The organism is Streptomyces sp. SAI-170 (genome assembly GCF_049739565.1).
Taxonomy (GTDB): Bacteria; Actinomycetota; Actinomycetes; order Streptomycetales; family Streptomycetaceae; genus Streptomyces.
In genome coordinates this window covers 2,063,291-2,087,863 of record NZ_JBMGQD010000001.1, presented here as the reverse complement: position 1 = coordinate 2,087,863, position 24,573 = coordinate 2,063,291, and the positions used below count along the sequence as shown (strand labels likewise).

The 24,573-nt window shown below is 71.7% G+C and carries 22 protein-coding genes; 8 read left to right on the top strand and 14 right to left on the bottom strand.

The features are described from left to right. Window positions 1-31 precede the first annotated feature (31 nt). The 3 genes from RKD23_RS09505 to RKD23_RS09495 all read right to left on the bottom strand — a co-directional run bounded on the left by RKD23_RS09505 (window position 32) and on the right by RKD23_RS09495 (window position 4,627). Window positions 32-2,161 carry a 3-hydroxyacyl-CoA dehydrogenase NAD-binding domain-containing protein gene (locus RKD23_RS09505; protein WP_424853288.1) on the bottom strand — a complete coding sequence of 710 codons (2,130 nt, stop codon included), beginning with the start codon at window positions 2,159-2,161 and terminating at the stop codon, window positions 32-34. Then, a complete protein-coding gene (locus tag RKD23_RS09500) occupies window positions 2,158-3,375 on the bottom strand; it encodes a thiolase family protein (protein WP_424853287.1) in 1,218 nt (405 codons plus the stop codon). The genes RKD23_RS09505 and RKD23_RS09500 overlap by 4 nt, the downstream gene beginning before the upstream one ends. Before the next feature lie 214 nt (window positions 3,376-3,589). Further along, window positions 3,590-4,627, bottom strand: a complete 1,038-nt coding sequence (locus RKD23_RS09495; protein WP_424853286.1) for a LacI family DNA-binding transcriptional regulator — start codon at window positions 4,625-4,627, stop codon at window positions 3,590-3,592. Between the two features lie 193 nt (window positions 4,628-4,820). Here RKD23_RS09495 and RKD23_RS09490 point away from each other — a divergent pair, with 193 nt between their 5' ends. The 3 genes from RKD23_RS09490 to RKD23_RS09480 are packed head-to-tail and all read left to right on the top strand — an operon-like array spanning window position 4,821 to window position 7,896. Continuing rightward, on the top strand, window positions 4,821-6,128 hold the full coding sequence (locus tag RKD23_RS09490) for an ABC transporter substrate-binding protein (protein ID WP_424853285.1): 1,308 nt from the start codon (window positions 4,821-4,823) through the stop codon (window positions 6,126-6,128). After that, on the top strand, window positions 6,128-7,069 hold the full coding sequence (locus RKD23_RS09485; protein WP_424853284.1) for a carbohydrate ABC transporter permease: 942 nt from the start codon (window positions 6,128-6,130) through the stop codon (window positions 7,067-7,069). Before RKD23_RS09490 ends, RKD23_RS09485 begins: the two co-directional genes overlap by 1 nt. Then, on the top strand, window positions 7,066-7,896 hold the full coding sequence (locus RKD23_RS09480) for a carbohydrate ABC transporter permease (protein WP_424853283.1): 831 nt from the start codon (window positions 7,066-7,068) through the stop codon (window positions 7,894-7,896). Before RKD23_RS09485 ends, RKD23_RS09480 begins: the two co-directional genes overlap by 4 nt. A gap of 15 nt (window positions 7,897-7,911) precedes the next feature. Here RKD23_RS09480 and RKD23_RS09475 read toward each other — a convergent pair whose 3' ends face one another. The 3 genes from RKD23_RS09475 to RKD23_RS09465 form a co-directional block, all read right to left on the bottom strand. Next, the gene (locus RKD23_RS09475; RefSeq protein WP_424853282.1) at window positions 7,912-9,192 is read right to left on the bottom strand and encodes an HRDC domain-containing protein; all 1,281 of its coding nucleotides are present in this window, start codon (window positions 9,190-9,192) and stop codon (window positions 7,912-7,914) included. A 181-nt stretch (window positions 9,193-9,373) separates the two neighbouring features. Then, on the bottom strand, window positions 9,374-10,036 hold the full coding sequence (locus RKD23_RS09470) for a response regulator transcription factor (RefSeq protein ID WP_003972894.1): 663 nt from the start codon (window positions 10,034-10,036) through the stop codon (window positions 9,374-9,376). A gap of 221 nt (window positions 10,037-10,257) precedes the next feature. After that, window positions 10,258-10,944, bottom strand: a complete 687-nt coding sequence (locus tag RKD23_RS09465) for a DUF3000 domain-containing protein (RefSeq protein WP_424853281.1) — start codon at window positions 10,942-10,944, stop codon at window positions 10,258-10,260. Between the two features lie 97 nt (window positions 10,945-11,041). On the opposite strand from RKD23_RS09465, the gene hemE reads away from it, so the two are divergent. Continuing rightward, window positions 11,042-12,109, top strand: a complete 1,068-nt coding sequence (gene hemE / locus RKD23_RS09460; RefSeq protein WP_424853280.1) for a uroporphyrinogen decarboxylase — start codon at window positions 11,042-11,044, stop codon at window positions 12,107-12,109. A 6-nt stretch (window positions 12,110-12,115) separates the two neighbouring features. Here the strand turns inward: hemE and RKD23_RS09455 are convergent, their stop codons facing one another. Beyond that, complete coding sequence (locus tag RKD23_RS09455) at window positions 12,116-12,922, bottom strand: rhomboid family intramembrane serine protease (protein ID WP_424853279.1); 807 nt, start codon at window positions 12,920-12,922, stop codon at window positions 12,116-12,118. 107 nt (window positions 12,923-13,029) lie between these two features. Here RKD23_RS09455 and RKD23_RS09450 point away from each other — a divergent pair, with 107 nt between their 5' ends. Together RKD23_RS09450 and RKD23_RS09445 are read left to right on the top strand one after the other, a co-directional pair. Next, window positions 13,030-13,275 (top strand): hypothetical protein, encoded by a 246-nt coding sequence (locus RKD23_RS09450; RefSeq protein ID WP_424853278.1) that lies wholly within the window; start codon window positions 13,030-13,032, stop codon window positions 13,273-13,275. A 257-nt stretch (window positions 13,276-13,532) separates the two neighbouring features. Then, window positions 13,533-14,204: a hypothetical protein gene (locus RKD23_RS09445; protein ID WP_424853277.1), complete on the top strand. Its 672-nt coding sequence runs from the start codon at window positions 13,533-13,535 to the stop codon at window positions 14,202-14,204. Here the strand turns inward: RKD23_RS09445 and RKD23_RS09440 are convergent. Together RKD23_RS09440 and RKD23_RS09435 are read right to left on the bottom strand one after the other, a co-directional pair. After that, a complete protein-coding gene (locus tag RKD23_RS09440; protein ID WP_424858204.1) occupies window positions 14,123-15,514 on the bottom strand; it encodes an FAD-dependent oxidoreductase in 1,392 nt (463 codons plus the stop codon). The genes RKD23_RS09445 and RKD23_RS09440 overlap by 82 nt on opposite strands. Window positions 15,515-15,547: 33 nt before the next feature. Further along, the gene (locus RKD23_RS09435) at window positions 15,548-16,516 is read right to left on the bottom strand and encodes a DUF4349 domain-containing protein (protein ID WP_424853276.1); all 969 of its coding nucleotides are present in this window, start codon (window positions 16,514-16,516) and stop codon (window positions 15,548-15,550) included. Window positions 16,517-16,673: 157 nt separating this feature from the next. Here RKD23_RS09435 and hemG point away from each other — a divergent pair, with 157 nt between their 5' ends. Both hemG and hemQ read left to right on the top strand, forming a co-directional pair. Then, window positions 16,674-18,125, top strand: coding sequence for a protoporphyrinogen oxidase (gene hemG / locus RKD23_RS09430; RefSeq protein WP_424853275.1), 1,452 nt, complete (start codon window positions 16,674-16,676; stop codon window positions 18,123-18,125). Window positions 18,126-18,130: 5 nt separating this feature from the next. Continuing rightward, on the top strand, window positions 18,131-18,862 hold the full coding sequence (gene hemQ / locus RKD23_RS09425) for a hydrogen peroxide-dependent heme synthase (RefSeq protein WP_404033078.1): 732 nt from the start codon (window positions 18,131-18,133) through the stop codon (window positions 18,860-18,862). 57 nt (window positions 18,863-18,919) lie between these two features. Here the strand turns inward: hemQ and RKD23_RS09420 are convergent, their stop codons facing one another. The 5 genes from RKD23_RS09420 to RKD23_RS09400 form a co-directional block, all read right to left on the bottom strand. Next, window positions 18,920-20,530: an alpha/beta hydrolase gene (locus tag RKD23_RS09420; RefSeq protein ID WP_424853274.1), complete on the bottom strand. Its 1,611-nt coding sequence runs from the start codon at window positions 20,528-20,530 to the stop codon at window positions 18,920-18,922. Window positions 20,531-20,655: 125 nt separating this feature from the next. Next, entirely contained in the window at window positions 20,656-21,456 is an 801-nt protein-coding gene (locus RKD23_RS09415; protein ID WP_424853273.1) for a TIGR04222 domain-containing membrane protein, read from the bottom strand. 9 nt (window positions 21,457-21,465) lie between these two features. Further along, entirely contained in the window at window positions 21,466-22,269 is an 804-nt protein-coding gene (locus tag RKD23_RS09410; RefSeq protein WP_424853272.1) for a DUF4142 domain-containing protein, read from the bottom strand. 84 nt (window positions 22,270-22,353) lie between these two features. Then, window positions 22,354-23,643, bottom strand: coding sequence for a DUF692 domain-containing protein (locus RKD23_RS09405; protein ID WP_424853271.1), 1,290 nt, complete (start codon window positions 23,641-23,643; stop codon window positions 22,354-22,356). A gap of 124 nt (window positions 23,644-23,767) precedes the next feature. Next, complete coding sequence (locus tag RKD23_RS09400) at window positions 23,768-24,556, bottom strand: DUF4142 domain-containing protein (protein WP_424853270.1); 789 nt, start codon at window positions 24,554-24,556, stop codon at window positions 23,768-23,770. Between the last annotated feature and the right edge of the window lie 17 nt (window positions 24,557-24,573).

Sequence of the window (24,573 nt, the reverse complement as noted above, 5' to 3'; positions counted from 1 at the left end):
GTGCCGGGCCCCGTCCGTGCGTACGGAAGGGTTACGCCGGGACGCTCGCCACGCCCTGCTCCAGGAACCGCTTGCCGTTGACCCGCTCGGAGACACCCTCGCGGTCCAGGTACGGCGTGATGCCGCCCAGGTGGAAGGGCCAGCCGGCGCCGGTGATCAGGCAGAGGTCGATGTCCTGGGCCTCGGCGACGACGCCCTCGTCGAGCATGAGCCCGATCTCCTGCGCCACCGCGTCCAGCACCCGGGCGCGGACCTGCTCCTCGGTCAGGACGACGTCGCCCTGCTTCAGCAGCGCCGCGACCTCCGGGTCCAGCTCCGGCTTGCCGCTGTCGTAGACGTAGAAGCCGCGCTTGCCGGCCTCGACGACCGCCTTGAGGTTCGGGGACACCTTGAAGCGCTCCGGGAAGGCGCGGTTCAGGGTCTCCGAGACGTGCAGGCCGATGGCCGGGCCGACCAGCTCCAGCAGGACCAGCGGCGACATCGGCAGACCGAGGGGCTCGACGGCCTTCTCGGCGACGGCGACCGGGGTGCCCTCGTCGATGACGTTCTGGATCTCGCCCATGAAGCGGGTCAGGATGCGGTTCACGACGAACGCCGGGGCGTCCTTCGTCAGCACCGCGGTCTTCTTCAGCTTCTTGGCGACGGCGAAGGCCGTGGCCAGCGAGGCGTCGTCGGTCTGCTCGCCGCGGACGATCTCCAGCAGCGGCAGGATCGCGACCGGGTTGAAGAAGTGGAAGCCGACGACCCGCTCCGGGTGCTTCAGCTTCGACGCCATCTCCGACACCGACAGCGAGGAGGTGTTGGTGGCGAGGATCGCGTGCGCCGGGGCGACCGCCTCGACCTCGGCGAACACCTGCTGCTTGACGCCGATCTCCTCGAACACGGCCTCGATGACGAAGTCCGCGTCCGCGAAGCCCTCGGCCTTGTCCAGCACACCGGTGACCAGGGCCTTGAGGCGGTTGGCCTTGTCCTGGTTGATGCGGCCCTTGCCGAGCAGCTTGTCGATCTCGGCGTGGACGTAACCCACACCCTTGTCGACGCGCTCCTGGTCGATGTCGGTCAGCACGACCGGCACCTCAAGGCGGCGCAGGAACAGCAGGGCCAGCTGGGAGGCCATCAGACCGGCGCCGACGACACCGACCTTGGTGACCGGGCGGGCCAGGCTCTTGTCCGGGGCACCGGCGGGGCGCTTGCCGCGCTTCTGCACCAGGTTGAAGGCGTAGATGCCGGAGCGCAGCTCGCCGCCCATGATCAGGTCGGCGAGGGCCTGGTCCTCGGCGTCGTAGCCCTTCTGCAGGTCGCCGTCCTTGGCGGCCTCGATGATGTCGAGGGCGCGGTAGGCGGCCGGGGCGGCGCCGTGGACCTTGGAGTCGGCGATGAAGCGGCCCTTGGCGACGGCCTGGTCCCAGGCCTCACCGCGGTCGATCACCGGGCGCTCGACCACGACGTCGCCCTTGAGGACGTTCGCCGTCCAGATCAGCGACTGCTCCAGGAAGTCGGCACCCTCGAACAGGGCGTCGGCGATGCCCAGCTCGAAGACCTGCTTGCCCTTCAGCTGCTTGTTCTGGTTCAGGCTGTTCTCGATGATCACCGAGACGGCCTTCTCCGCGCCGATCAGGTTCGGCAGGATCGTGCAGCCGCCCCAGCCCGGGACCAGGCCCAGGAACACCTCGGGCAGCGAGAAGGCCGGCAGGGCCTTCGACACGGTGCGGTAGGTGCAGTGCAGGCCGACCTCGACGCCGCCGCCCATCGCGGCACCGTTGTAGTACGCGAAGGTCGGGACCGCGAGGCCCGCGAGGCGCTTGAAGACCTCGTGGCCGCCCTTGCCGATGGCCAGCGCGTCCTCGTGCTTCTTCAGCAGCTCGACGCCCTTGAGGTCGGCGCCGACGGCGAAGATGAACGGCTTGCCGGTGATGCCGGCGCCGACGATGGAGCCGGCGGTGGCCTCCTGCTCGACCTGGTCGATGGCGGCGTTGAGGTTCGCCAGCGACTGCGGCCCGAAGGTGGTCGGCTTGGTGTGGTCGAAGCCGTTGTCCAGCGTGATCAGGGCGAAGCGCCCCGCGCCGAACGGCAGGTCGAGGTGGCGGACGTGCGCGGACGTCACGACCTCGTCGGGGAACAGCTCGGCCGCACCCTTCAGAAGCTCAGCGGTGGTGCTCACTTGTCCCCCTCGAAGTGCGGGTTCTCCCAGATGACCGTCGCGCCCATGCCGAAGCCGACGCACATGGTGGTCAGGCCGTAGCGGACGTGCGGCTGCTCCTCGAACTGGCGGGCCAGCTGCGTCATCAGACGCACGCCCGAGGAGGCCAGCGGGTGGCCGAAGGCGATGGCGCCGCCGTACTGGTTGACGCGCGCGTCGTCGTCGGCGATGCCGTAGTGCTCCAGGAAGGCCAGCACCTGGACGGCGAAGGCCTCGTTGATCTCGAACAGACCGATGTCGGAGATGCTGAGCCCCGCCTGGGCGAGGGCCTTCTCCGTGGCCGGGATCGGGCCGTAGCCCATGACCTCCGGCTCCACGCCCGCGAAGGCGTAGGAGACCAGGCGCATCTTGACCGGCAGGCCGTTCTCGCGCGCGAAGTCCTCGGAGGCGATGATCGAGGCGGTGGCGCCGTCGTTCAGACCGGCCGCGTTACCGGCGGTGACCCGGCCGTGGACGCGGAACGGCGTCTTCAGCCCGGAGAGGTTCTCCAGGGTGGTGCCCGGGCGCATCGGCTCGTCGGCGGTGACCAGGCCCCAGCCGGTCTCGCCGGCCTCCGGGTTGGTGCGGCGCACCGAGATCGGCACCAGGTCCTGCTGGATCTTGCCGTCGGCGTACGCCTTGGCGGCCTTCTCCTGCGAGCGCACCGCGTACTCGTCGGCACGCAGCTTGGTGATGCTCGGGTAGCGGTCGTGCAGGTTCTCGGCGGTCATGCCCATGAACAGGGCGGACTCGTCGACCAGCTTCTCGCTCACGAAACGCGGGTTCGGGTCCACGCCCTCACCCATGGGGTGGCGGCCCATGTGCTCGACGCCACCGGCGAGGGCGACGTCGTAGGCGCCGAAGGCGACGGAACCGGCGACCGAGGTCACGGCGGTCAGCGCGCCGGCGCACATACGGTCGATCGAGTAACCGGGCACCGACTGCGGCAGACCGGCGAGGATGCCCGCCGTGCGGCCCAGCGTCAGACCCTGGTCACCGATCTGCGTGGTCGCGGCGATGGCGACCTCGTCGATCTTCTTCGGGTCCAGGCCGGGGTTGCGGCGCAGCAGCTCCCGGATCGCCTTGACGACGAGGTCGTCGGCGCGAGTCTCGTGGTAGATGCCCTTCGGGCCCGCCTTGCCGAACGGGGTGCGGACGCCGTCGACGAAAACGACGTCCCTGACGGTACGAGGCACGATGGCTCTCCTCCAGGGTGCGGTATGGCACTGCTGCGGCACGCATGCACTGAGCGCGCGCTCAGGACCCATGCTACTTACGAGTAACGTAGCTGCACAGCCCCCACGGCCCAAGCGGCGAAGGTCACACAGACACAGGGGCCGAGCGGAGGCCGTCGAGGGGCGCGGGGAACTGCGGACCAGCCACGATGGCGCCGCGGTCCGGAGCCGGCCCTCACCCCGACGGCGGAGCCGTGGACCCCCGGGGCACGAGCACAGGTGTAGGCACGGGATGTGACCCCGCAACCCTGCCCATGATCACCTCGAACAAGGCCCGGGCCACCTCCGCCCCGAACCCGTGCACATCATGGCTCATGGCCGACAAGGTGGGCCGGGTGAGCCGGCACAGCTGGGAGTCGTCCCAGGCCAGCAGCGACACGTCTCCCGGCACCGACAGCCCCATCTCCGCGGCCACCGACAACCCGGCCACCGCCATGATGTCGTTGTCGTACACGATCGCGGTCGGCCGCTCACCCGCCGGCGCCGTCAACAGCGACCGCGTCGCCCGCGCCCCCGCCTCACCCGAGTAGTCCGTCGTCACCTGCCACGCCCCGGCCAGGGCCAGCGCACGCGACGCGTCGTCGAACGCGGCCGTCCGCATGACCGTGTGCCCGAGCGCCGCCGGGCCTCCGACCCGCGCGATCCGCCGGTGCCCGAGCGCCGCGAGATACCGCACCGCCTGCGTCACGGCCGTCGCGTCGTCCGTCCACACCGAGGTGAGGCCGCCGGTGAAGGAGGGGTGCCCGACGGCCACCACCGGCATCCCGAGCCGCTGGGCCGCCGCCACCCGGGGATCGGCGGGCCGGAAGTCGACGAGGATCGCCCCGCCGATCCGGCGCCCCCGCCACCAGGTCTGCTGGACGCCGACCTCCTCCTCCACGGTCCGTACGAGTCTGAGCAGCAGCGCGCAGGAACGCTCGCTCAGGACGCTCTCCACCCCCGAGACGAACTCCATGTAGAAAGGCTCGAGGCCCAGCAGTCGGGCCAGCCGGCAGATCGCCAGCCCCACCACGTCCACCCGCGCACCGGCCAGCGACCGCGCGGTCAGACTGGGCGCCCAGCCCAGCTCGCGGGCGGCCCGGAAGATCCGGTCCCGGGTCGCCTCCGACAGTCCGGGTTTGTGGTTGAACGCCAGCGACACCGCGCCCTTGGACACCCCGGCCCGCGCGGCGACGTCCTTGATGGTGACGCGCGGCTGCGACGGCCAGGTCATCGGTGAGGCTCCCCGCGGTACCGGGGTGTGTCGTTCGGCATGCGCGCTCCCTAGACCGGTCAACCCCAGTGCGGGGAAAGGTTTTTGGCGCGTTGGCGAGATAGGGACTTTACCGGTCGAGAAAGCGCTGTCAGAGTTCCGAACCAGCCAACCCGCAACCGCTCGTGCTCGTCCGTCCCCCTGAACGGAGCTGATGCACATGTACCGCCGTACAGCCCTCGCCATGGTCACCGGTGCCGCCCTGCTGCTCTCGGCGTGCACCGGCACCGGAGGCACCTCCAAGGGCGCGGCCGCCGACGCGCCCACCGACCCGGCCGAGGTGAGCGGGACCATCAAGGTCCTCACCGTGCGCACCGACCTCGTGCAGGACGGCACGATGGACCGGTACGCCGCCGAGTTCCGCAAGGTCTATCCGAAGGTGAAGGTCGAGTTCGAGGCCCTCACCAACTACGAGTCCGAAGTCAAGATCCGGATGAACACGGAGAACTACGGCGACGTCCTGCTGATCCCCGCCGTGATCAAGAAGGACGACTACCCGAAGTTCTTCGCCTCGCTGGGCACGGTCGAGGAGCGGAGCGAGAAGTACCGCTTCACCGACTTCACCGCCGTCGACGGCAAGGTCTACGGCCAGAGCCCGGTCGGAGTGATGCCCGGCTTCGTCTACAACCGCAGGGTCTGGCGGGAGGCCGGCGTCACCGAATGGCCCACCACACCGGCCGAGTTCCTCACCGCGCTGAAGGCGATCAAGGCGAAGACGGACGCCGTGCCCTACTACACCAACTTCGCCGCCGGCTGGACGATGAGCTCCTGGACGGCCGTCAACGGCTCGGTCCACTGCGACCCCGAGGCCACCACCGAACTCGCCGAGGGCGACCCCTGGGCCGAGGGCGCCGACCTGCGCGTCGGGGACACACTGCTGTACGACATCGTGAAGCAGGGCCTGGCCGAGAAGGACCCGACCACCACCAACTGGGAGCAGTCCAAGGCCCGTACGGCACAGGGCGAGATCGCCACCCAGTGGCTCGGCACCTGGGCGATCGTGCAGTTCCAGGACGCCGCCGAGAAGGCCGGGGCGGACCCCGACGACATCGGGTTCATGCCCTTCCCGGCCCAGACCGACGGCACCTTCTGCGCGGTGGTCGGCCCCGACTACAACCAGGCCGTCAATGTGCACTCCGCGCACAAGGAGGCCGCCCGCGCCTGGATCGACTGGTTCACCGACAAGTCCGGCTACGACAAGGACAATCTGGCGATCTCCCCGCTGAAGAACGGCACACTTCCTGAGGTCCTGGGGCCCTATGAGGACGCGGGCGTGAAGCTCATCGAGGTCAGCGACGCCAAGGGCGCCGAGGTCAAGCGGATCGACAACGAGTCGGAGACCGGCCTCTTCGCCCCCGAGTACCGGCAGAAGCTGGTCGACCTCGCCCGCGGCTCCGGCCGGGGCACCCTGGACGACTTCTTCGCCGACCTCAGCAAGCGCTGGACCGAGGCGCAGCGCTGATGGCGGCCACCGCACAGAAGCCGCTCGACCGGGCGGCCGCGGGGACCGCGCCGGCCGCCCCCGCCCCGCGCGGGACACGCCTGTGGCGCGGCATGACGCCTTGGTTGTTCCTGATCGTTCCGCTCGTTCTGCTGATCGTTTTCACGTACGCGCCGATAGCGAACATGGTGGCGTACAGCTTCACCGACTGGGACGGCGTGAGCCCGGAGCTGCATTACACCGGCACCGGCAACTACGCGGAGATCTTCACCCGCGAGGACCTGTTCCGGGTGTTCTTCGTCAGCGGCTACTACCTCGCGGCAAGCGCCGTGCAGATAGCGGCGGCCCTCTACTTCGCGACGATCCTGAGCTTCAATGTTCGTTTCCGCAATTTCTACAAGGGCGTGCTCTTTTTCCCGTACCTGATCAACGGCGTCGCGATCGGCTTCGTCTTCCTCTACTTCTTCCAGGACGGCGGCACCCTCGACTCGGTGCTGAGCCTGTTCGGCGTCCACACCGACCACGCCTGGCTGGGTACGTCGACCTCCGCGAACACCTCGCTCGCGGGTGTCTCGGTGTGGCGCTATCTGGGCCTGAACTTCGTGCTGTTCCTCGGCGCGATCCAGTCGATCCCGGGGGAGCTGTACGAGGCGGCCGAGCTGGACGGCGCGAACCGCTGGCACCAGTTCCGGTACATCATCGCCCCCGGCATCAAGCCGGTCGTGAGCCTGACGGTCATCCTGTCCATCTCCGGCTCGCTGTCGGTCTTCGAGATCCCGTACATCATGACCGGCGGGGCGACCGGCACCGAGACCTTCGTGATCCAGACCGTGAAACTGGCCTTCCGCTTCAACAAGACGGGGCTCGCCTCGGCCGCGGCCGTCGTCCTGCTGCTGATCATCCTGGTGGTGACCTGGCTCCAGCGGCGCCTGGTCCCCGACGACAAGGTGGAACTCGTATGACGCGCCGAGCCGTTGCCCGGACGCTCGTCCACCTCTCGCTGCTCGCGGCGACGGCGGTGGTCCTGCTCCCGCTGGTCGTCGTCCTGCTGACCTCGCTGAAGTCGGAGCGGGAGATGGCGGAGTCCGACGGCGCCCTCTCGCTCCCCGGGAACCCGCTGAACTTCGACAACTACGTGACCGCGTTCCGGGACGGTCACATGCTCCAGGCGTTCGGCAACACGACCCTGATCCTGCTCTTCGCCATCGGCGGCACGGTCCTGATCGGCTCGATGACGGCCTACGCCATCGACCGCTTCCAGTTCCGCTTCCGCAAGCTGGTCGTGGCGCTGTTCCTGGTCGCCGCGCTGGTCCCCGGCGTCACCACCCAGGTGGCGACCTTCCAGATCGTCAACAGCTTCGGCATGTTCGACTCCCTGTGGGCGCCGATCGTGCTCTACATGGGCACGGACATCGTCTCGATCTACATCTTCCTGCAGTTCGTCCGGTCCATCCCGATCTCCCTGGACGAGGCCGCACGCCTGGAGGGCGCCAACGCCTTCACGATCTACCGGAAGATCATCTTCCCGCTGCTGAAACCGGCGATCGCGACGGTCGTCATCGTGAAGGGGATCACCGTCTACAACGACTTCTACATCCCCTTCCTCTACATGCCCTCCGAAGAGCTTGGCGTGATCTCGACGTCCCTCTTCCGCTTCCGCGGCCCCTATGCCGCCCACTGGGAGACGATCTCGGCAGGAACCGTCCTGGTGATCCTGCCGACCCTGATCGTCTTCCTGCTGCTGCAGAGGTTCATCTACAACGGCTTCATGAGAGGGGCCACGCGATGAGACACCCGGTCGCGCCTAGGCGGACAAGGCCTCCACAAGGACGGGCGTGACCTGCTCGACCTGCCAGGCCCGCGCCCCGTACCCCTCCAGCACGGCCCCGACGGACTCGGCGTCGACGACCTTCGGCGGCTCCCAGCAGACCCGCCGCACCGTGTCCGGAGCGATCAGGTTCTCCTGAGGCATGTTCAAACGCTCGGCCAACGCGGAAACAGCCGCCCGCGCCGCGGACAGCCGCGCCGCGGCGGCCGGGTCCTTGTCCGCCCACGCGCGCGGCGGCGGAGGCCCGGCGACGGCCTGCCCCTGCTGCGGCAGCTGGGACTCGGTGAGCGCCCTGGCCCGGTCCACGGCCGCCTGCCACTGCTCCAGCTGCCGCCGCGCCATGCGCTGCCCGAAGCCGTTCAGCGCACCCAGCGCGTGGACGTTGGCCGGAACGGCGAGCGCGGCCTCCACGATGGCCGCGTCGGACAGCACCTTGCCCGGCGACACGTCCCGCCGCTGGGCGATCCGGTCGCGCGTCTGCCACAGCTCCCGTACGACGGCCAGCTGCCGGCGTCTGCGCACCTTGTGCATCCCGGACGTACGACGCCAGGGGTCCTTGCGGGGCTCGGCCGGCGGGGCCGAGGCGATGGCGTCGAACTCCTGGCGGGCCCACTCCAGCTTGCCCTGCCGGTCCAGCTCCTTCTCCAGCGCGTCGCGCAGGTCGACGAGCAGCTCGACGTCCAGCGCGGCGTACCGCAGCCAGGGCTCGGGCAGCGGACGGGTGGACCAGTCGACGGCGGAGTGCCCCTTCTCCAGGACGAAGCCGAGGACGGACTCGACCATCGCGCCGAGGCCGACCCGCGGGAACCCGGCCAGCCGCCCGGCCAGCTCGGTGTCGAACAGCAGGCCCGGCACCATGCCTATCTCGCGCAGACAGGGCAGATCCTGGGTGGCGGCGTGCAGCACCCACTCGACGCCGGACAGCGCCTCGCCGAGCCCGGACAGGTCCGGGCAGGCCACGGGGTCGATCAGCGCGCTCCCGGCGCCCTGGCGGCGCAGCTGCACCAGGTAGGCGCGCTGGCCGTAGCGGTAGCCGGAGGCGCGCTCGGCGTCCACGGCGACGGGGCCGGAGCCGGCGGCGAAGGCGGCGATCACCTCGGCGAGGGCGGCCTCGTCGGCGATCACCGGCGGAATGCCCTCGCGGGGTTCGAGCAGCGGGATCGGCGCCCCTTCAGCAGAAGATCCGTTGTCGTCCGGAGGGGCGCCCCCGGTGGTTCGCAGTGGTGTGTCTGCTGCGGTCTCTTGGGCGTCGGTCACCTGTCAAGGGTATCCATGCATGGACAGGGCCCGCCGACGGAACGTTCCGTCGACGGGCACCTTGGGGTCGTAAACCAGTCAGCTCGGTGAAACACCCGGTTCACGACGCTTCATGACAAGAGGCGGTCGCGGACGCTTGGGGGATCGACGCCCGGCTCCGGTCATGCTCATGAACACCGGCTCAGTGGATGATCCCGGTCCGCAGGGCCACCGCCACCATGCCGGCGCGGTCGCCCGTGCCGAGCTTGCGGGCGATGCGGGCGAGGTGGCTCTTGACGGTCAGGGCCGACAGGCCCATGGAGACACCGATCGCCTTGTTCGACTGGCCCTCGGCGACGAGCCGCAGCACCTCGACCTCCCGGCCGGACAGCTCGCGGTAGCCGCCCGGGTGGCTCGGAGCACCCGGGGGGCGGCGGTGCAGCCGGGCGGCGGCCGCGCCGATGGGGGCCGCACCGGGCCGGGTGGGGAGCCCGACGTTGGTGCGGGTGCCGGTGACGACGTAGCCCTTCACTCCGCCCGCGAGGGCGTTGCGCACGGCGCCGATGTCGTCGGCCGCCGACAGGGCGAGGCCGTTGGGCCAGCCCGCGGCGCGGGTCTCCGAGAGCAGGGTCAGGCCCGAGCCGTCGGGCAGATGGACATCGGCGACGCAGATGTCGCGGGGGTTGCCGATGCGGGGACGGGCCTCGGCGACGGACGACGCCTCGATGACGTCGCGCACTCCGAGTGCCCACAGATGGCGAGTGACGGTGGAGCGTACGCGTGGATCCGCGACGACGACCATGGCGGTGGGCTTGTTGGGACGGTAGGCGACCAGGCTTGCGGGCTGCTCGAGGAGAACGGACACCAGGCCTCCTGGGTGCGGGACGGCTTTGAAGGTCACAGTCGTCTTCGGCAGCAAACCCGGTGCCCTTTAGAGAATGATCACGATCTAGTGAGTAACAATTAGTGCAATTCGGACAGGCGATCGATCGTTCGGTGACCACATCGTTTCGTTCGATCGACTGCTTCTGATGGAAAGTGGCCGTATCGACAAAGAGATGGCCCTGAGGGCGCCCAGGGACACCGTCACCGGCTCTGTGGCCCCCGCCGCTGCGGCAGCGTCACCACCGACGCGTCCCCGGGACCGGCCGGAGGCAGCCCCGCGACCTGGGCGAGCAGATCGCACCAGGACGCCAGATGCGCCGCCGTGTCCGGAATCCCGCCCAGCCCCTCCCGCGGCGTCCAGGACGCCCGGATCTCGATCTGCGAGGCGGCCGGACGGGCCGACAGACCACCGAAATGATGAGAGCTCGCCCGGGTGACCGTGCCGCTCGGCTCGCCGTAGGCCAGACCACGCGCCTGGAGCGCGCCGGTCAGCCAGGTCCAGCACACGTCCGGCAGCAGCGGGTCGACCGCCATCTCCGGCTCCAGCTCCGCGCGCACCAGCGTCACCAGCCGGAACGTGCCACGCCAGGCGTCGTGCCCGGCCGGGTCGTGCAGCAGCACCAGCCGGCCGTCGGCCAGCTCCTGCTCACCGTCCACGACGGTCGCCTCCAGCGCGTACGCGAAGGGGGCCAGCCGCTTGGGGGCCGGTGTCGGCTCCACCTCGATCTGCGGGCGCAGCCGGGCCGCCCGCAGGGCGTCGACGGCGGCCCTGAACGGCAGCGGTGCCGCCTTGCCCGTATGCCGCTCCCCGTCTGCGATGTCCCCCGTGTCCTTGCTCTCGTCCATTCCGCCAGCGCCGTCCGACAGTCTTCCCTGAGCCGCAGCCATGCGGGGAAGAGTAAGGGGAACGGGGGCCGTGCGCAGGGCAAGACACCCGGCAGGGGGGCGGCCACGTCACCTCCGGCGCCGTGCGAGACTTTCCGACGTGAGTGCCAACGGAAGCCCTGCGGGCCAGCAGCCGACAGCCACCTACGACTCCGCCTTCCTCAAGGCGTGCAGGCGCGAGCCCGTGCCGCACACGCCCGTGTGGTTCATGCGGCAGGCTGGCCGCTCGCTGCCGGAGTACCGCAAGGTCCGCGAGGGCATCCCGATGCTCGAGTCCTGCATGCGCCCGGAGCTGGTCACCGAGATCACCCTGCAGCCGGTCCGCCGGCACGGCGTGGACGCGGCGATCTTCTTCAGCGACATCGTCGTCCCGCTCAAGGCCATCGGCATCGACCTCGACATCAAGCCCGGCGTCGGCCCGGTCGTCGAGCGCCCGATCCGCACCCGCGCCGACCTCGCCCAGCTGCGCGACCTCACCCCCGAGGACGTCTCCTACGTCACCGAGGCGATCGGGATGCTCACCCGCGAGCTCGGGTCCACCCCGCTGATCGGCTTCGCGGGCGCCCCGTTCACCCTCGCGAGCTACCTCGTCGAGGGCGGCCCGTCGCGGACGTACGAGAACGCCAAGGCGATGATGTACGGCGACCCCGAGCTGTGGGCCGACCTGCTCGACCGCCTCGCGGAGATCACGGCCGCGTTCCTGAAGGTGCAGATCGAGGCGGGCGCGAGCGCGATCCAGCTGTTCGACTCCTGGGCCGGAGCTCTCGCCCCGGTCGACTACCGCCGTTCGGTCATGCCCGCCTCCGCGAAGGTCTTCCGCGCGGTCGAGTCCTACGGTGTCCCGCGCATCCACTTCGGTGTCGGCACGGGCGAGCTGCTCGGTCTCATGGGCGAGGCCGGCGCGGACGTCGTCGGCGTCGACTGGCGGGTGCCCCTCGACGAGGCCGCCCGCCGCGTCGGCCCCGGCAAGGCGCTCCAGGGCAACCTCGACCCGACCGTGCTGTTCGCCACGCCCGAGGCGGTCGAGGCCAAGACCCGCGAGGTCCTGGACTCCGCCGCGGGCCTGGAGGGCCACGTCTTCAACCTCGGCCACGGCGTCATGCCGTCCACCGACCCCGACGCCCTGACGCGCCTCGTGGACTACGTCCACACCCAGACGGCCCGCTAGAGCCTGTCACCACGTGTGCCGGGGTCGCGCACGCCTGCCGAACAGCAGGCCGCGCGGCTCCGGCGGCGGGGGTGTGCCCGGGCGCAGCGGCCAGGCCAGCAGCATGCCGGCCAGGAACCCGACGATGTGCGCCGCGTACGCCACCGTGCCCGCGTCGGAGACGCCCTCGCCGGACGAGTACACCGCCTGGAGCGCGAACCAGAAGCCCAGCACGATCCAGGCCGGCAGGCGCAGCGGCAGGAAGATCAGGAACGGCACGAGGACCCAGACCCTGGCCTTCGGATACAGCACCAGATACGCCCCGAGCACCCCGGCGATCGCCCCGGACGCCCCGATCAGCGGCTCACCCGAGTCGGCGTTCAGCACCGCGAAGCCGTAGGTCGCCACGAAGCCGCAGACGCCGTAGAACAGCGCGAAGCGCACATGGCCCATGCGGTCCTCGACGTTGTTGCCGAAGATCAGCAGGAACAGCATGTTGCCCAGCAGATGCAGCCAGCCGCCGTGCAGGAACATCGCCGTCCCCACGCTCAGCTCGGGCGACTTGTCGTAGTCCGGCGGCCCGATCACACAGCCCGGCCCCTGCGCGCCGACGCCGACGTCGCCGGTCGGCACCAGCCGGGGCAGCTGATGGTGGATCAGCTCCTGCGGGACGGCCGCGTACTGGTCCAGGAACGCCTGCATGTGGCAGAGCTGCGCGAGGCCCTGGCCGCTCCACGGCATCAACAGGAACACGACGACGTTCGCGGCGATGAGGCCGTACGTCACCCAGGGGGTGCGCCGTACGGGGTTCACGTCATGGACGGGGATGACCACACAGGACTACTGCCCCCGATCCGTGTGGCGAACCGGTGAACGTGGCCGTCGTCACGCACGTATGACTGCACATGGCGATGAACGAACGAGTCGGTGCGGTGCCCGCGATGCATGCCCTTCCGGACGGGGAGGCCGAGATCGCGCTCGTGGTGCGGATCCCGTGGGAGGACGTGGCACGGCTGGGGCAGGAGGCCGGGCGGCTGGCCACGCAGATGCAGCGGCCGGTGACGCTGGACGAGGCCGTCAGCCACCGGCTGCGGTCACGCCCGGCGGTGGCCGCGCATGCGCGGCCGGCCGAACAGCCGGCCGGCGCCGCCGTGTCCGCGCTGCCGCGCCTCAACGGGTCGGCCTAGGGCCTGTCTTCCGGATCATGCCGGCGTCCCGGGGTCTGGCACGCACATCTGCCGCGTTGTCGTCGGTTGCCGACGCTCCGCGTCGACGCCCTCCTCCGCCTTGCAGCTGCACGCACCAGACCCCGCTCGACCCGGCCAGGAGGCGGAAGCGCCTCGCAGCCGGCCTGATCCGGAAGACAGGCCCTAGGCAGGGCGCCCGCCGCTGTTGAGTACCGGTACTCATGTGCGGCCGGCGGGCGGGGCAGCAGGCTGTGCGCATGTCACGAATCACCGCTCTGACCCGTACGGTCGCCCTCGCGGCGACAGCCCTCGCCGCCGTGTCGCTCACCGCCTGCGGCACCGAGAAGCCGACCGCCGATCCGGCCGGCGCTCGGCGCACCCAGGCCGCGGCCGTCTCCGGTCAGGAGTCCGCCTTCACCGCGATGCTGGAGGATGTCGCGCGGTCCTGTCCCGCTCACGGCCCGCGGGACATGCCGCCGACGGACCTGCCGAGCGACGATCCCGCGACCGAGGAGCTGGAGGGGCCCGTCGCACCCACCGCGGGCCCGGAGGTGGAACTGGACGCGCGCGACTGGTGCGCGAAGCACCTCCACGAGGAGCGCGTCACCCAGGCGCTGTGGAATCTGGCGAACCCCACCCCGGCCGAGGTCAGGAAGATCCTCAACGGCCTCGGCTACACCGACGAGCGCATCCACGGCCTTGAGCGGTCCGGCCCGGCCACACGGTTCCTCGTCGATGTGCGTGACAAGGGCGGCCGGCTCTACCTGGACGGCTCGGCGGCCGGCGAGCAGACCCTCGTCGACGGACTTGTGGCCCCCAGGACGGGCCCGCTTCCGCTGACGCCCCGTCAGCCCGCCCGGACCTTGCCCGACGCCTTGCGCGCCGCCACCAGGACCGGGTCCCACACCGGGCTGAACGGCGGGGCGTAGCCCAGGTCGAGGGCGGTCATCTGGTCGACCGTCATGCCCGCGGTCAGGGCGACGGCCGCGATGTCGACGCGCTTGCCCGCCCCCTCGCGGCCGACGATCTGGACGCCGAGGAGGCGGCCGGTGCGGCGTTCGGCGAGCATCTTGACCGTCATGGGAGAGGCACCGGGGTAGTAGCCCGCACGGCTGGTGGACTCGATCGTGACCGTCTCGTACTGCAGGCCCGCCCGCCGGGCGTCCTTCTCGCGCAGGCCCGTGCGGGCGATCTCCAGGTCGCAGACCTTGCTGACGGCGGTGCCGACGACGCCGGGGAAGGTGGCGTACCCGCCGCCGACGTTGGTGCCGATGACCTGGCCGTGCTTGTTGGCGTGGGTGCCGAGCGCGATGTGCCGTTCGCGGCCGGAGACCAGGTCGAGGACCTCGACGCAGTCGCCGCCGGCCCAGATGTTCTCGTGGCCGCGCACCCGCATCGCGAGGTCCGTCAGCAGGCCGCCGTGCGTGCCCAGCGGCAGCCCGGCCGCGCGGGCGAGGGACGTCTCGGGACGGACGCCGATGCCGAGCACGACGACGTCGGCCGCGTACTCGCCGTCCGCGGTGGCCACCGCCCGGACCCGGCCGTCGGGCCCGGTCCGGATCGCGGTGACCTCGGCGTCGTCGACCATGGTCATGCCCATGCCCTCCATCGCCTTGTGCACCAGGCGGCCCATGTCCGGGTCGAGGGTCGACATCGGCTCGCTGCCCCGGTTGACGACGGTCACCTCGTACTCGCGGCGGATGAGCGCCTCGGCCATCTCCACCCCGATGTACCCGGCGCCGACGACCACCGCGCGCCGCCCGCGCGTCCGCTCCAGCGTGTCCAGCAGCGCCTGCCCGTCGTCCAGCGTCTGCACCCCGTGCACCCCGGGCGCGTCGGCGCCCGGCATGTCGGGCCGGATCGGCCGGGCGCCCGTGGCGATCACCAGAAAGTCGTACGACGTCCAGGACTCGTCCCCGGAATCCACGTCACGCGCGCGTACCCGCTGCCCGGCCACGTCGATCTCCGTGACCTCCGTGCGCATGCGCAGGTCGATCCCGCGGGAGCGGTGCTCCTTCGGGGAGCGGGCGATCAGCTCGTCCCGGTCGGTGACGTCACCGCCCACCCAGTAGGGAATCCCGCACGCCGAGTACGAGGAGAAGTGGCCGCGTTCGAAGGCCACGATCTCCAGCTCGTCGGGGCCCTTCATCCGGCGCGCCTGGGACGCCGCCGACATGCCCGCCGCGTCCCCGCCGATCACGACGAGCCGCTTCTTCCCGTTCCCCGTGCCCCTGTTCATGGTCATGCGAACACGCTACGGGGACAGGGCATTTCAGTCCTCGTCGCCCTGCCGCTGAGCACCGGGCACCGGACGGGCCGTCGGCAGCGGGCCGAGCGTGGTCATGGCCGGGGGCCGCTCCGAGCGGCGCGGCAGCCGGGGCCGGACGACCCGCAGCCACAGCAGCGCGAGCAGGGCGAGCGCCGCGAGGAACGGCAGCACCGCGCCCAGCACCAGCGCGATCCACCGCAGCGTCGTCAGGAACGCGTCCCAGCCGCCCGACACGGCGTCCCCGAACCCGGGGTCGTCGTCCTCGGCGGTCCGCTTCACCGGCGTCTCGGTCAGCGACAGCGTGATCGTCGCCAGGCTGGTGCGGTCCTTCAGGGACGCCTGCCGGGCCAGCAGCGCCTCCAGGTCGGCCTGGCGGGTGCTCAGCTCGCCCTCCAGCTCCACCACGTCACTGAGCCGCGTCGCCTGGTCCATCAGCTCCCGGATGCGGGCCACGCTCGCGCGCTGCGTCCTGATCCGGCTCTCCACGTCGACGACCTGCTCGGTGACGTCCTCCGCCTGCGCGCTGCGCTCCAGGAGCCTGCCCGCGCCCTGAAGATCGGCCAGCACCTCGTCGTAGGAGCCGGCGGGCACGCGCAGCACCAGCCGGGTGCGCTCGCGGCCCTCGGAGTCCCGCGAGGTCGACTCCCGGCCCACATAGCCGCCCGCGGCCTCGGCGACCGTACGGGCCTGCTCCAGCGCCTTCGGCACCTCCTTCACCTGGACCGTCAGCGAGGCGGTGCGGATGATGTACGGCGTGTCCGGCACGGGCGCGGTCTTGCGGTCCGTGGCGGCGCCGCCGCCCGCCGCCTCGGCGCCCTGCGCGCCCCGGCCGTCCGAGACGCCGGCCGCTTTGTCGTCGGCGTCGCTGCTGCCGCCGCTGTCGTTCGCGCCGCTGCTGCACCCGGTGAGCGCCAGGGCCGCGGCGAGCAGGACTCCGGCCAGGGTCCGCGCGGGTCGTACGCGTGCGTGCATGGGACTTCCCCCCGAGGGTCGACACCTTGATGCCTCTTGGACGCCCGAGCCCGCCCGGACGTTGGGGTCGTCGCGTTCCGAGGCGATAACGGTCGGGACTCGGCGGGGACACACGGCCCCGGCCGCGTTGTCGGTGGCGGATGAGAAAGTGGGGGTCATGAGCGCACGTGGCACCCACACCAGGCAGGTCGTCGTCATCGGGGCCGGTATCGCGGGACTCGCGGCCGCCCACCGGCTGCTGGCGCGCGGCGCGGCCGTGACCGTCCTGGAGGCGTCCGACCGGGTCGGCGGCAAGCTGCTGCCCGGCGAGATCGCGGGCGCGCGCGTGGACCTGGGAGCCGAGTCGCTGCTCGCCCGCCGCCCCGAGGCGGTCGACCTCGCCCGGGAGACCGGCCTCGCCGACAGACTCCAGCCGCCCGCCACCGCCACCGCCTCGATCTGGACCCGCGGCGCCCTGCGCCCCATGCCCAAGGGCCACGTCATGGGCGTCCCCGGCACCGCCTCCGCCCTGGCCGGCGTGCTGTCCGAGGAGGGCCTGAAGCGCATCGAGGCCGACGCCGAGCTGCCCCGCACCGAGACGGGGGACGACGTGGCGGTGGGCGAGTTCGTCGCCGCCCGACTCGGCCGCGAGGTCGTCGACCGGCTTGTCGAACCCCTGCTGGGCGGGGTGTACGCGGGCGACGCCTACCGCATCTCCATGCGCTCGGCCGTTCCCCAGCTCTTCCAGGCCGCACAGCGGCACACCTCGCTCACCGCGGCCGTACGCGACATCCAGGCCAAGGCGACCGCCGCCCAGCAGACCGGGCCGGTGTTCATGGGCATCGCCGGAGGCGTGGCCCGCCTGCCGCTCGCCGTCGCCGAGTCGGTCCGCGCCCGCGGCGGCGAGATCCTCACCCACGCGCGCGTGACGGAGCTGCGCCGCGAGGCGACGGGCTGGCGCGTGGTGACCGGCGACCGGGTGCTGCACGCGGACGCCGTCGTCGTCGCCGCCCCCGCGCCCGCCGCCGCGGCCCTGCTGCGCGCCGAGGCCCCGGCCGCCGCGGCCGAGCTGACCGCCGTCGAGTACGCCTCCATGGCGCTGATCACCCTCGCCTACCGCCGCGCCGACGTGCACCTCCCCGAGGGCAGCGGCTTCCTGGTCCCACCCGTCGACGGCCGCACCATCAAGGCCTCCACCTTCGCCTCCCGCAAATGGGGCTGGATCGACGAGGAGAACCCGGACGTGGTCGTGCTGCGCACCTCCGTCGGCCGCTACGGCGAGACCGAGATCCTCGACCGCCCCGACGCCGACCTCGTCGACGTCTCCCGGCACGACCTGCGCGCGGCGACCGGCCTGGACGCGCGCCCCCTCGACACCCGCGTCACCCGCTGGACCGACGGCCTGCCCCAGTACCCGGTCGGCCACCACGCGCGCGTGGCCCGCATCCGCGAGCACCTCGGCAAGCTCCCCGGCCTCGCCGTGTGCGGCGCGGTCTACGACGGCGTCGGCGTCCCGGCCTGCATCGCGAGCGCGTACGCGGCCGTGGACCAGCTCGACGGAGATCTCGGCGGTGTGCAGGAGCTCACCGCCCACCCGGTGCAGAGTCTGCACGGAGGAGCAGGAGAATAAGGACCATGAGTGACGACGCCCCCACCACCGGCCCCGACCGGATCCCGAACAAGGGCAAGCTGGCCAAGGACCTCAACGAGGTCATCCGCTACACCCTGTGGTCCGTCTTCAAGCTGAAGGACGTGCTGCCCGAGGACCGCGCGGGCTACGCCGAAGAGGTCCAGGAGCTGTTCGACCAGCTCGCCGCGAAGGACGTGACGATCCGCGGCACCTACGACGTCTCCGGCCTGCGCGCCGACGCCGACCTCATGATCTGGTGGCACGCCGAGACCGCCGACCAGCTCCAGGAGGCGTACAACCTCTTCCGCCGCACCAAGCTGGGCCGCGCCCTGACCCCGGTCTGGTCGAACATGGCGCTGCACCGCCCCGCCGAGTTCAACCGCTCGCACATCCCGGCGTTCCTCGCCGACGAGACGCCGCGCAACTACGTCAGCGTCTACCCCTTCGTGCGCTCCTACGACTGGTACCTCCTGCCGGACGAGGACCGCCGCCGGATGCTCGCCGACCACGGCAAGATGGCCCGCGGCTACCCGGACGTCCGCGCCAACACGGTCGCCTCCTTCTCCCTCGGCGACTACGAGTGGCTGCTCGCCTTCGAGGCCGACGAGCTGTACCGCATCGTCGACCTCATGCGCCACCTGCGTGCCTCGGAGGCCCGGATGCACGTCCGCGAAGAGGTGCCCTTCTTCACCGGCCGCCGCAAGAGCGTGAGCGAACTGGTCGCCGGCCTGGCCTAGAAGGGGCCCGGGGAACTGCGCGACCAGCCACGAACGGTCCGCGGTTCCCCACCGGGGTCACCGAGACGGCGAAGGCTCCGCACGTCCCTCGCAGGCCGCGCGCCGCCCGGGCACACGCCCCTCCAACAGGTAAGCCTCGAAGTACGCGTTCACACACCGGTTCGGCCCCCCGGCCACCCCGTGCGACCCCGCGTCCCGCTCGGTCACCAGCACCGAACCCGACAGCCGCCGGTGCAACTCCAGTGCCCCGTCATAAGGCGCGGCCGCATCCCGCTCGGCGGCGAGGATCAGCACCGGCGGCAGCTCCCCGGGCCCGGTCCGCACATCGAGGGGCTGCTGACGCGGCGCGAGCCAGAACGCGCAGGGCAGATTCGTCCACGCGTTGTCCCACGTCTCGAACGGCGCCACCCGCGCCAGCCGCGTGTTGTCCCGGTCCCACACCCGCCAGTCCGTCGGCCAGGGCGCGTCGTTGCACTCCACGGCCGTGTACACCGCACCGGCGTTCTCCGCCTCACCGGCGGCGTCCCGCACCGGTCCGGCGATGTCGATCAGCAGCTGCGGGTCGCCCTTCAGATACTCCGACAGCGCCTGTGCCCGCAGCGGCCAGTAGTCGTCGTGGTACCCGGCCTGCAGGAACGCCCCCTGCAACTGCCCGGGACCGACCTTGCCGCCGGCCGGCTCCGCCGCCAGCCGGGCCCGCGCCCTCTCGTAGGAGCGCAGCACCTCCTCGGAGGTGTCGCCGAGGCCGTACACCTCGTCGTGCTTGGCGATCCACTCCCGCAGATCGGCCCAACGCCCTTCGAAGGCGGCCGACTGGGCGAGGTTGTTGCGGTACCAGATCCGCTCCGGGTCGGGGTCCACCGCCGAGTCGAACACCATCCGCCGCACGTGCGAGGGGAACAGCGTCGCGTACAGCGCCCCGAAGTACGTGCCGTACGAGGCGCCCATGAACGTCAGCCGGCGTTCGCCGAGGGCGGCGCGCAGCACATCGAGGTCGCGGGCGTTGTTCAGGGAGTGGTAGTGCCGCAGGGCGTCGCCGGTCCGCTCGGCGCAGCCGCGGGCGTACGCCTTGGCCTGGGCGATGCGCTCCCTCTTGTACGACTCCGAGGGGTGTGTCGGCGCCTGGGAGGGCCCCTTGAAGAACCGCTTCGGGTCCTGGCAGGACAGCGGCGCGGAACGGCCGACACCGCGCGGGGCGTAGCCGACGAGGTCGTAGGCGGCGCCGATGCGCTTCCACTCCGGCAGCATGCCGATCAGCGGGAAGTGGAAGCCGGAGGCGCCGGGCCCGCCCGGGTTGAAGACAAGGGCACCTTGGCGCGGCACCTTGTGCTTGCTGTTGTGCGGGTCGCGCTGGGTGGCGCGGACCCGGGAGACGCTGAGGCTGATCTGCCTGCCGTCCGGGTCGGCGTAGTCGAGCGGGACGGACACCGTGCCGCACTCCATGCTTCCGGGCACGTCCTGGTCGGACGAGCACGCGCCGAAGTCGATACCGGTCTGCCGGGCCCGCGCGGCGGCGACCGCGGCGCCCCGCAGCTCGGCCGCCGCGCCGGGCGCACGGGACGTACCGAACGGGCCGGACGCGCCACCGGCCGGGGCCGCGGCCAGGGTGGTCAGCAGCAGCGCGGCGGCCAGCGCCCCCGCGGCCGAGTGACGGGCGGCAGCTCTCATGGGGTATCCCTTCGGTGCACGGCGGCGACTAAAGGGATGTTTCGTTCGCTTGTCGGTCAAGGCAAGCACCGTCCGGCCGGTGTCGGCCCCAATGCCCCCTGTGCGCCCCCTGAGGGGCGGGCCCGTCAGCCGTTGTGGTCGAGGTAGCGCTCCAGGTGCTGCTCACGGTGTGCGAAGGCCGCCCGCAGGTCCGGTTCGCCTATGGCGTGGACGCCGCGCACGGCGACGGACGTGAGGAAGGCCCGGTCGTCGCCGCTGCCGGTGTGCCGGGCGAGCGCGCCGAGCAGCCGCTGCCCGGCGGGGGAGGCCCAGCGCGAGTACGGACGCGCCTCGAACCGGGCGATGACCAGGGAGCTGAGCGTGAGGATCAGCGGCAGCGCGAACCACATGGCCATCAGCGGGCGCGGCATGTCGGCCGGGACGGGCAGCAGCAGCGCGGTCGCGCCGAGCACCGTCACGGCGACCGCGGCGGCCTGCACCTGCCGTAGCGCGGAGGCGACCGAGGGGCGGCCGTCCTCCGGCACCGCGAGACCGGCGCCCACCAGCCGGTCGGCGAGGGCACGCACCGGGTCGGCGTGGGCCGCGGCGGTGCGGACCGGCGCGATGGGGGACTGGCCCTCCGGGCCGATCGCCCCGATCACCGAACGCTCCATCTCGTCGCGTCCGCGCGGGTCGACGACCGTCGCCCAGCCGGTGTGGGCCAGCAGCAGCCGGCGCTGCCGGGCCATCGACACCAGCGTCAGATCCGCGACCCGGCGGGGGCCGCCGGACAGGAACGCCGCCTCGTACAGGGTCAGCGTGTGGTCCCGGCCCGCGCTCACCGCGTCCGTTTCCAGGGTCGCGGCGCGTACGGCGGCCAGGCACAGCCGGGTGCAGGCGGTGCCGGCGGCGGCCCAGGCCAGCAGCAGAAGGAGGACCCAGAACATGCCGCGTTTCTATGTCAAAGGCCCTGGAAACTCCATGCCTTGTTCACCATCCGGACGAGCTGTGGCGGAGGTGTGACCTGCAGCCCGGCGAGGCGCCGGGGTCGCCGGCAGCGCGGGCGCCGGGTCCGTGGCCGGGCCGGGCGGGGCGGGGGAGTTGGTGATCGGCGGGGTGGAGGCGGCCGCCATGTCGTGGGCCAGCTGGTCGAAGTCGACGTACCCCGTGGCCTCCAGGACCTTGATGTGGTCCAGCACGGTCGCGTTGGCGTCCTCGGCGAGCTGCCGCACCAGGGTGTTGCGGGTGCTCGCGCGGACCTGCGCGACCACGCCGAACACCTTGCCGTGCGCGAGCCGCAGGATGTTGGCGAACTCCCGGTCGTACGTGGTGCCCTGGGCCGCGTCGAGGGTGTCGAGCCAGGCCTGCTGCTGCTCGTTGGGCTCGTTCGGCAGCTCCAGGCCCAGCCGGGAGGCCACGTCGCGCACCCGGTCGTCCAGGAACACATGGCCGTCGACCAGGTGTTGTCCCGCGGTGCGTACGGCCTGAGTCGTGCCCTTCTGCTGCGCCTGCTGGCCTGCGGGCAGCTCCCACAGGCCCGCCAGGCGGACTTTGGTGATGAACTCCCGGTCCAGGGCGGACAGCGGGCCGAAACGGGTCGTCACGGTCTGGGCGTCCAGTACGGAGGGGCCGGTGCCGGAGCGGTCGGCGTACGACCAGATCGGGAAGACCATGGCGAGGAGTGTCGCGGTCAGGCCGGTGATGATCAGTCCGGTGCCGCTGAGTATGCCTCGGCCGGGTATGGGGGGTCGGGGTCGCAAGTGGTGCCTCCTGATTTGCGGGGGCATGTTACTGCGCCTACCGAATGGGGGTTCACCGTGCGAGTGTTGGACGGGCCCACAGGGTCACCTGGCCAGGAGAAACTTCTTCGCCGTGCCGGCCAGGCGACGGCGCGGGGCGGGGCCCGTCCGGTCCAGCCACCAGTCCCTCAAGGCCCGGCGGGTGCGGCCGTTCGGTACGTCTCCCTCGTCCAGCAGCGTCTCGGCGAAGGTCAGGGCGTCCTGGCGGTAGCCGCCCGTCATGGGAGTGCGCTGGGCGTACGCCAGGAAGGCAGGGCGGTAGGTGTCGCCCAGGATCTGCGGAAGCTCCGGGGCCACCTTCGCCACCACGTCGGCGCGCTTTCCGGCGAGGGCGCGTGCCTGGATCCGCAGCCGGGCCCGGTCGAAGCCCTCGGGCGCGGGGGTTCCGGCCACCAGGGCGGACAGCAGGGCGGTCTGGGCGAGGCCGAGGCGCAGCCGGGCCTCCGGCTTCGGCGAGGGGTCGGCCCGGCGCGCTCCGGCATCGGTTCGCGCCTCCAGGGCCGCTGCCCCGCCGCCCGCCTCCACCGCGCCCCGTATCTCCGCCAACTCCCGCTCCAGCTCGGCCGGTTCCGGGAAGTTCTCGTCGCGCTCCAGCAGCACCCCCGGCGGGGAGACGCGGGCGGCGAGGTCGGTGAGGATGTCGAGGACGGGGCGGGGGACGGGGTGGGCGTGGCTGTCGTGCCAGACCCCGTCGCGTGCGAAGCCGCCCGCGACATGGACGTAGGCGATGGCCTCCAGCGGGAGCTCGGCCAGTGCCTTGGCCGGGTCCTCGCCGCGGTTGACGTGGTTGGTGTGCAGGTTGGCCACGTCGATCAGGAGGCGTACGCCGGTGCGGTCGGCGAGTTCGTAGAGGAACTGGCCCTCGGTGAGCTCCTCGCCGGGCCAGGAGATCAGCGCGGCGATGTTCTCGACGGCCAGCGGCACGGGCAATGCGTCCTGGGCGATGCGGATGTTCTCGCAGAGCACGTCCAGGGCGTCCCGGGTGCGCGGCACCGGCAGCAGGTGACCGGCCTCCAGGCGCGGGGACGCGGTGAGCGGGCCGCCCGCCCGGACGAACGCGATGTGCTCGGTGACCAGCGGCGATCCCAGCGCCTCGGCCCGCTCGGCGAGCGCGGTGAGCCGGCCCTCGTCCGGCCGGTCGGCGCCGCCGAGGCCGAGCGAGACGCCGTGCGGTACGACGGTCACCCCGCGCTCGCGCAGCCGCCGCAGGGAGTCCGGCAGATGGCCGGGGCAGACGTTCTCCGCGACGACCTCGACCCAGTCGATGCCGGGCATGCGCTCCACGGCGTCCGCGATCTCCGGCCGCCAGCCGATCCCCGTCCCGAGTCGCTCCATGGTTCCTCCCCCGAGTGTGCGTGCTCGTTCGGGGTATCGCCCAGGCGGCCCGGTCCCGAATCCCGCCGGGCCGCTTTCAGAGCAACATTTGAGGTTCCCGCCGCACTGCGGGACGCCCTTGGAACTACTGCAGGACGCCCTCGGAGTCCACCGGGTCCGGCCGGCTCGTGTTGACCGTGCCGGGGGCGCCCGGCGAGGGCCGCGAGGTGGCGCGGATGTCACCGCTCGGTCCGGCGGCGGGCGCCGACGGCACGGGCTGGCCGGGGACCGGCGGCGGCGGGCCGCTGGGGCTGGCCGTCGAGCCGTTCGCCATGTCGTTGGCGATGGCGTCGAAGTCGACCTTGCCGGTCTTCTCCAGCACGGTGATGTGGTCGAGCACGGTCTGGTTGGCGTCGGAGGCGAGCTGCCGCACCAGGGTGTTGCGGGTGCTGTTCCGCACCGCGCCGATCGCCGGGAAGATCTTGCCGTGCGCGGACCGCAGGAGGTTGACGAACTTGTACTCGTAGTCCGCGCCCGTCGCCGCCGTCATCTCCTGCAGCCAGCCCTGCTGCTGCTCGTTGGGCTGGTTCGGCAGCTCCACACCCAGCTGGGCCGCCACGATCCGCACCCGCTTGTCCAGGTCGGTGTGGCCGACGATCAGATGGTCGGCGGCCTCCTTGATCGCCTCGCTGGGTGCCCGCTCCATGGCCTGCTGCCCCGCCGGCAGCTCCCACAGCCCGGCCAGCCGCACCCGCACGATCAGATCGCGGTCGGACGCGGTCAGCGGCCCCCACCGGGTGTTCACCGTCCCTGCCGCCAGGTTCGCCTGGCCGGTGCCGGAACGGTCCGCGTAGGACCACACGGGGAAAGCGAGCGCGCCCACGGTGGCGACGAGGGCCGCGATGATCAGGGCCGTACCGTTGATACGCCGCAAAGGAAGCCTCCCGGGGA

Excerpts from the sequence above, each read along its gene's own strand:
- RKD23_RS09495 (WP_424853286.1), bottom strand. The coding sequence starts at position 4,627 with ATGACCTGGCCGTCGCAGCCGCGCGTCACCATCAAGGACGTCGCCGCG.
- RKD23_RS09490 (WP_424853285.1), top strand. The coding sequence starts at position 4,821 with ATGCACATGTACCGCCGTACAGCCCTCGCCATGGTCACCGGTGCCGCC.
- RKD23_RS09485 (WP_424853284.1), top strand. The coding sequence starts at position 6,128 with ATGGCGGCCACCGCACAGAAGCCGCTCGACCGGGCGGCCGCGGGGACC.
- RKD23_RS09480 (WP_424853283.1), top strand. The coding sequence starts at position 7,066 with ATGACGCGCCGAGCCGTTGCCCGGACGCTCGTCCACCTCTCGCTGCTC.
- RKD23_RS09465 (WP_424853281.1), bottom strand. The coding sequence starts at position 10,944 with ATGGCTGCGGCTCAGGGAAGACTGTCGGACGGCGCTGGCGGAATGGAC.
- RKD23_RS09450 (WP_424853278.1), top strand. The coding sequence starts at position 13,030 with ATGCATGCCCTTCCGGACGGGGAGGCCGAGATCGCGCTCGTGGTGCGG.
- RKD23_RS09445 (WP_424853277.1), top strand. The coding sequence starts at position 13,533 with ATGTCACGAATCACCGCTCTGACCCGTACGGTCGCCCTCGCGGCGACA.
- RKD23_RS09440 (WP_424858204.1), bottom strand. The coding sequence starts at position 15,514 with ATGAACAGGGGCACGGGGAACGGGAAGAAGCGGCTCGTCGTGATCGGC.
- RKD23_RS09435 (WP_424853276.1), bottom strand. The coding sequence starts at position 16,516 with ATGCACGCACGCGTACGACCCGCGCGGACCCTGGCCGGAGTCCTGCTC.
- hemG (WP_424853275.1), top strand. The coding sequence starts at position 16,674 with ATGAGCGCACGTGGCACCCACACCAGGCAGGTCGTCGTCATCGGGGCC.
- hemQ (WP_404033078.1), top strand. The coding sequence starts at position 18,131 with ATGAGTGACGACGCCCCCACCACCGGCCCCGACCGGATCCCGAACAAG.
- RKD23_RS09420 (WP_424853274.1), bottom strand. The coding sequence starts at position 20,530 with ATGAGAGCTGCCGCCCGTCACTCGGCCGCGGGGGCGCTGGCCGCCGCG.
- RKD23_RS09415 (WP_424853273.1), bottom strand. The coding sequence starts at position 21,456 with ATGTTCTGGGTCCTCCTTCTGCTGCTGGCCTGGGCCGCCGCCGGCACC.
- RKD23_RS09405 (WP_424853271.1), bottom strand. The coding sequence starts at position 23,643 with ATGGAGCGACTCGGGACGGGGATCGGCTGGCGGCCGGAGATCGCGGAC.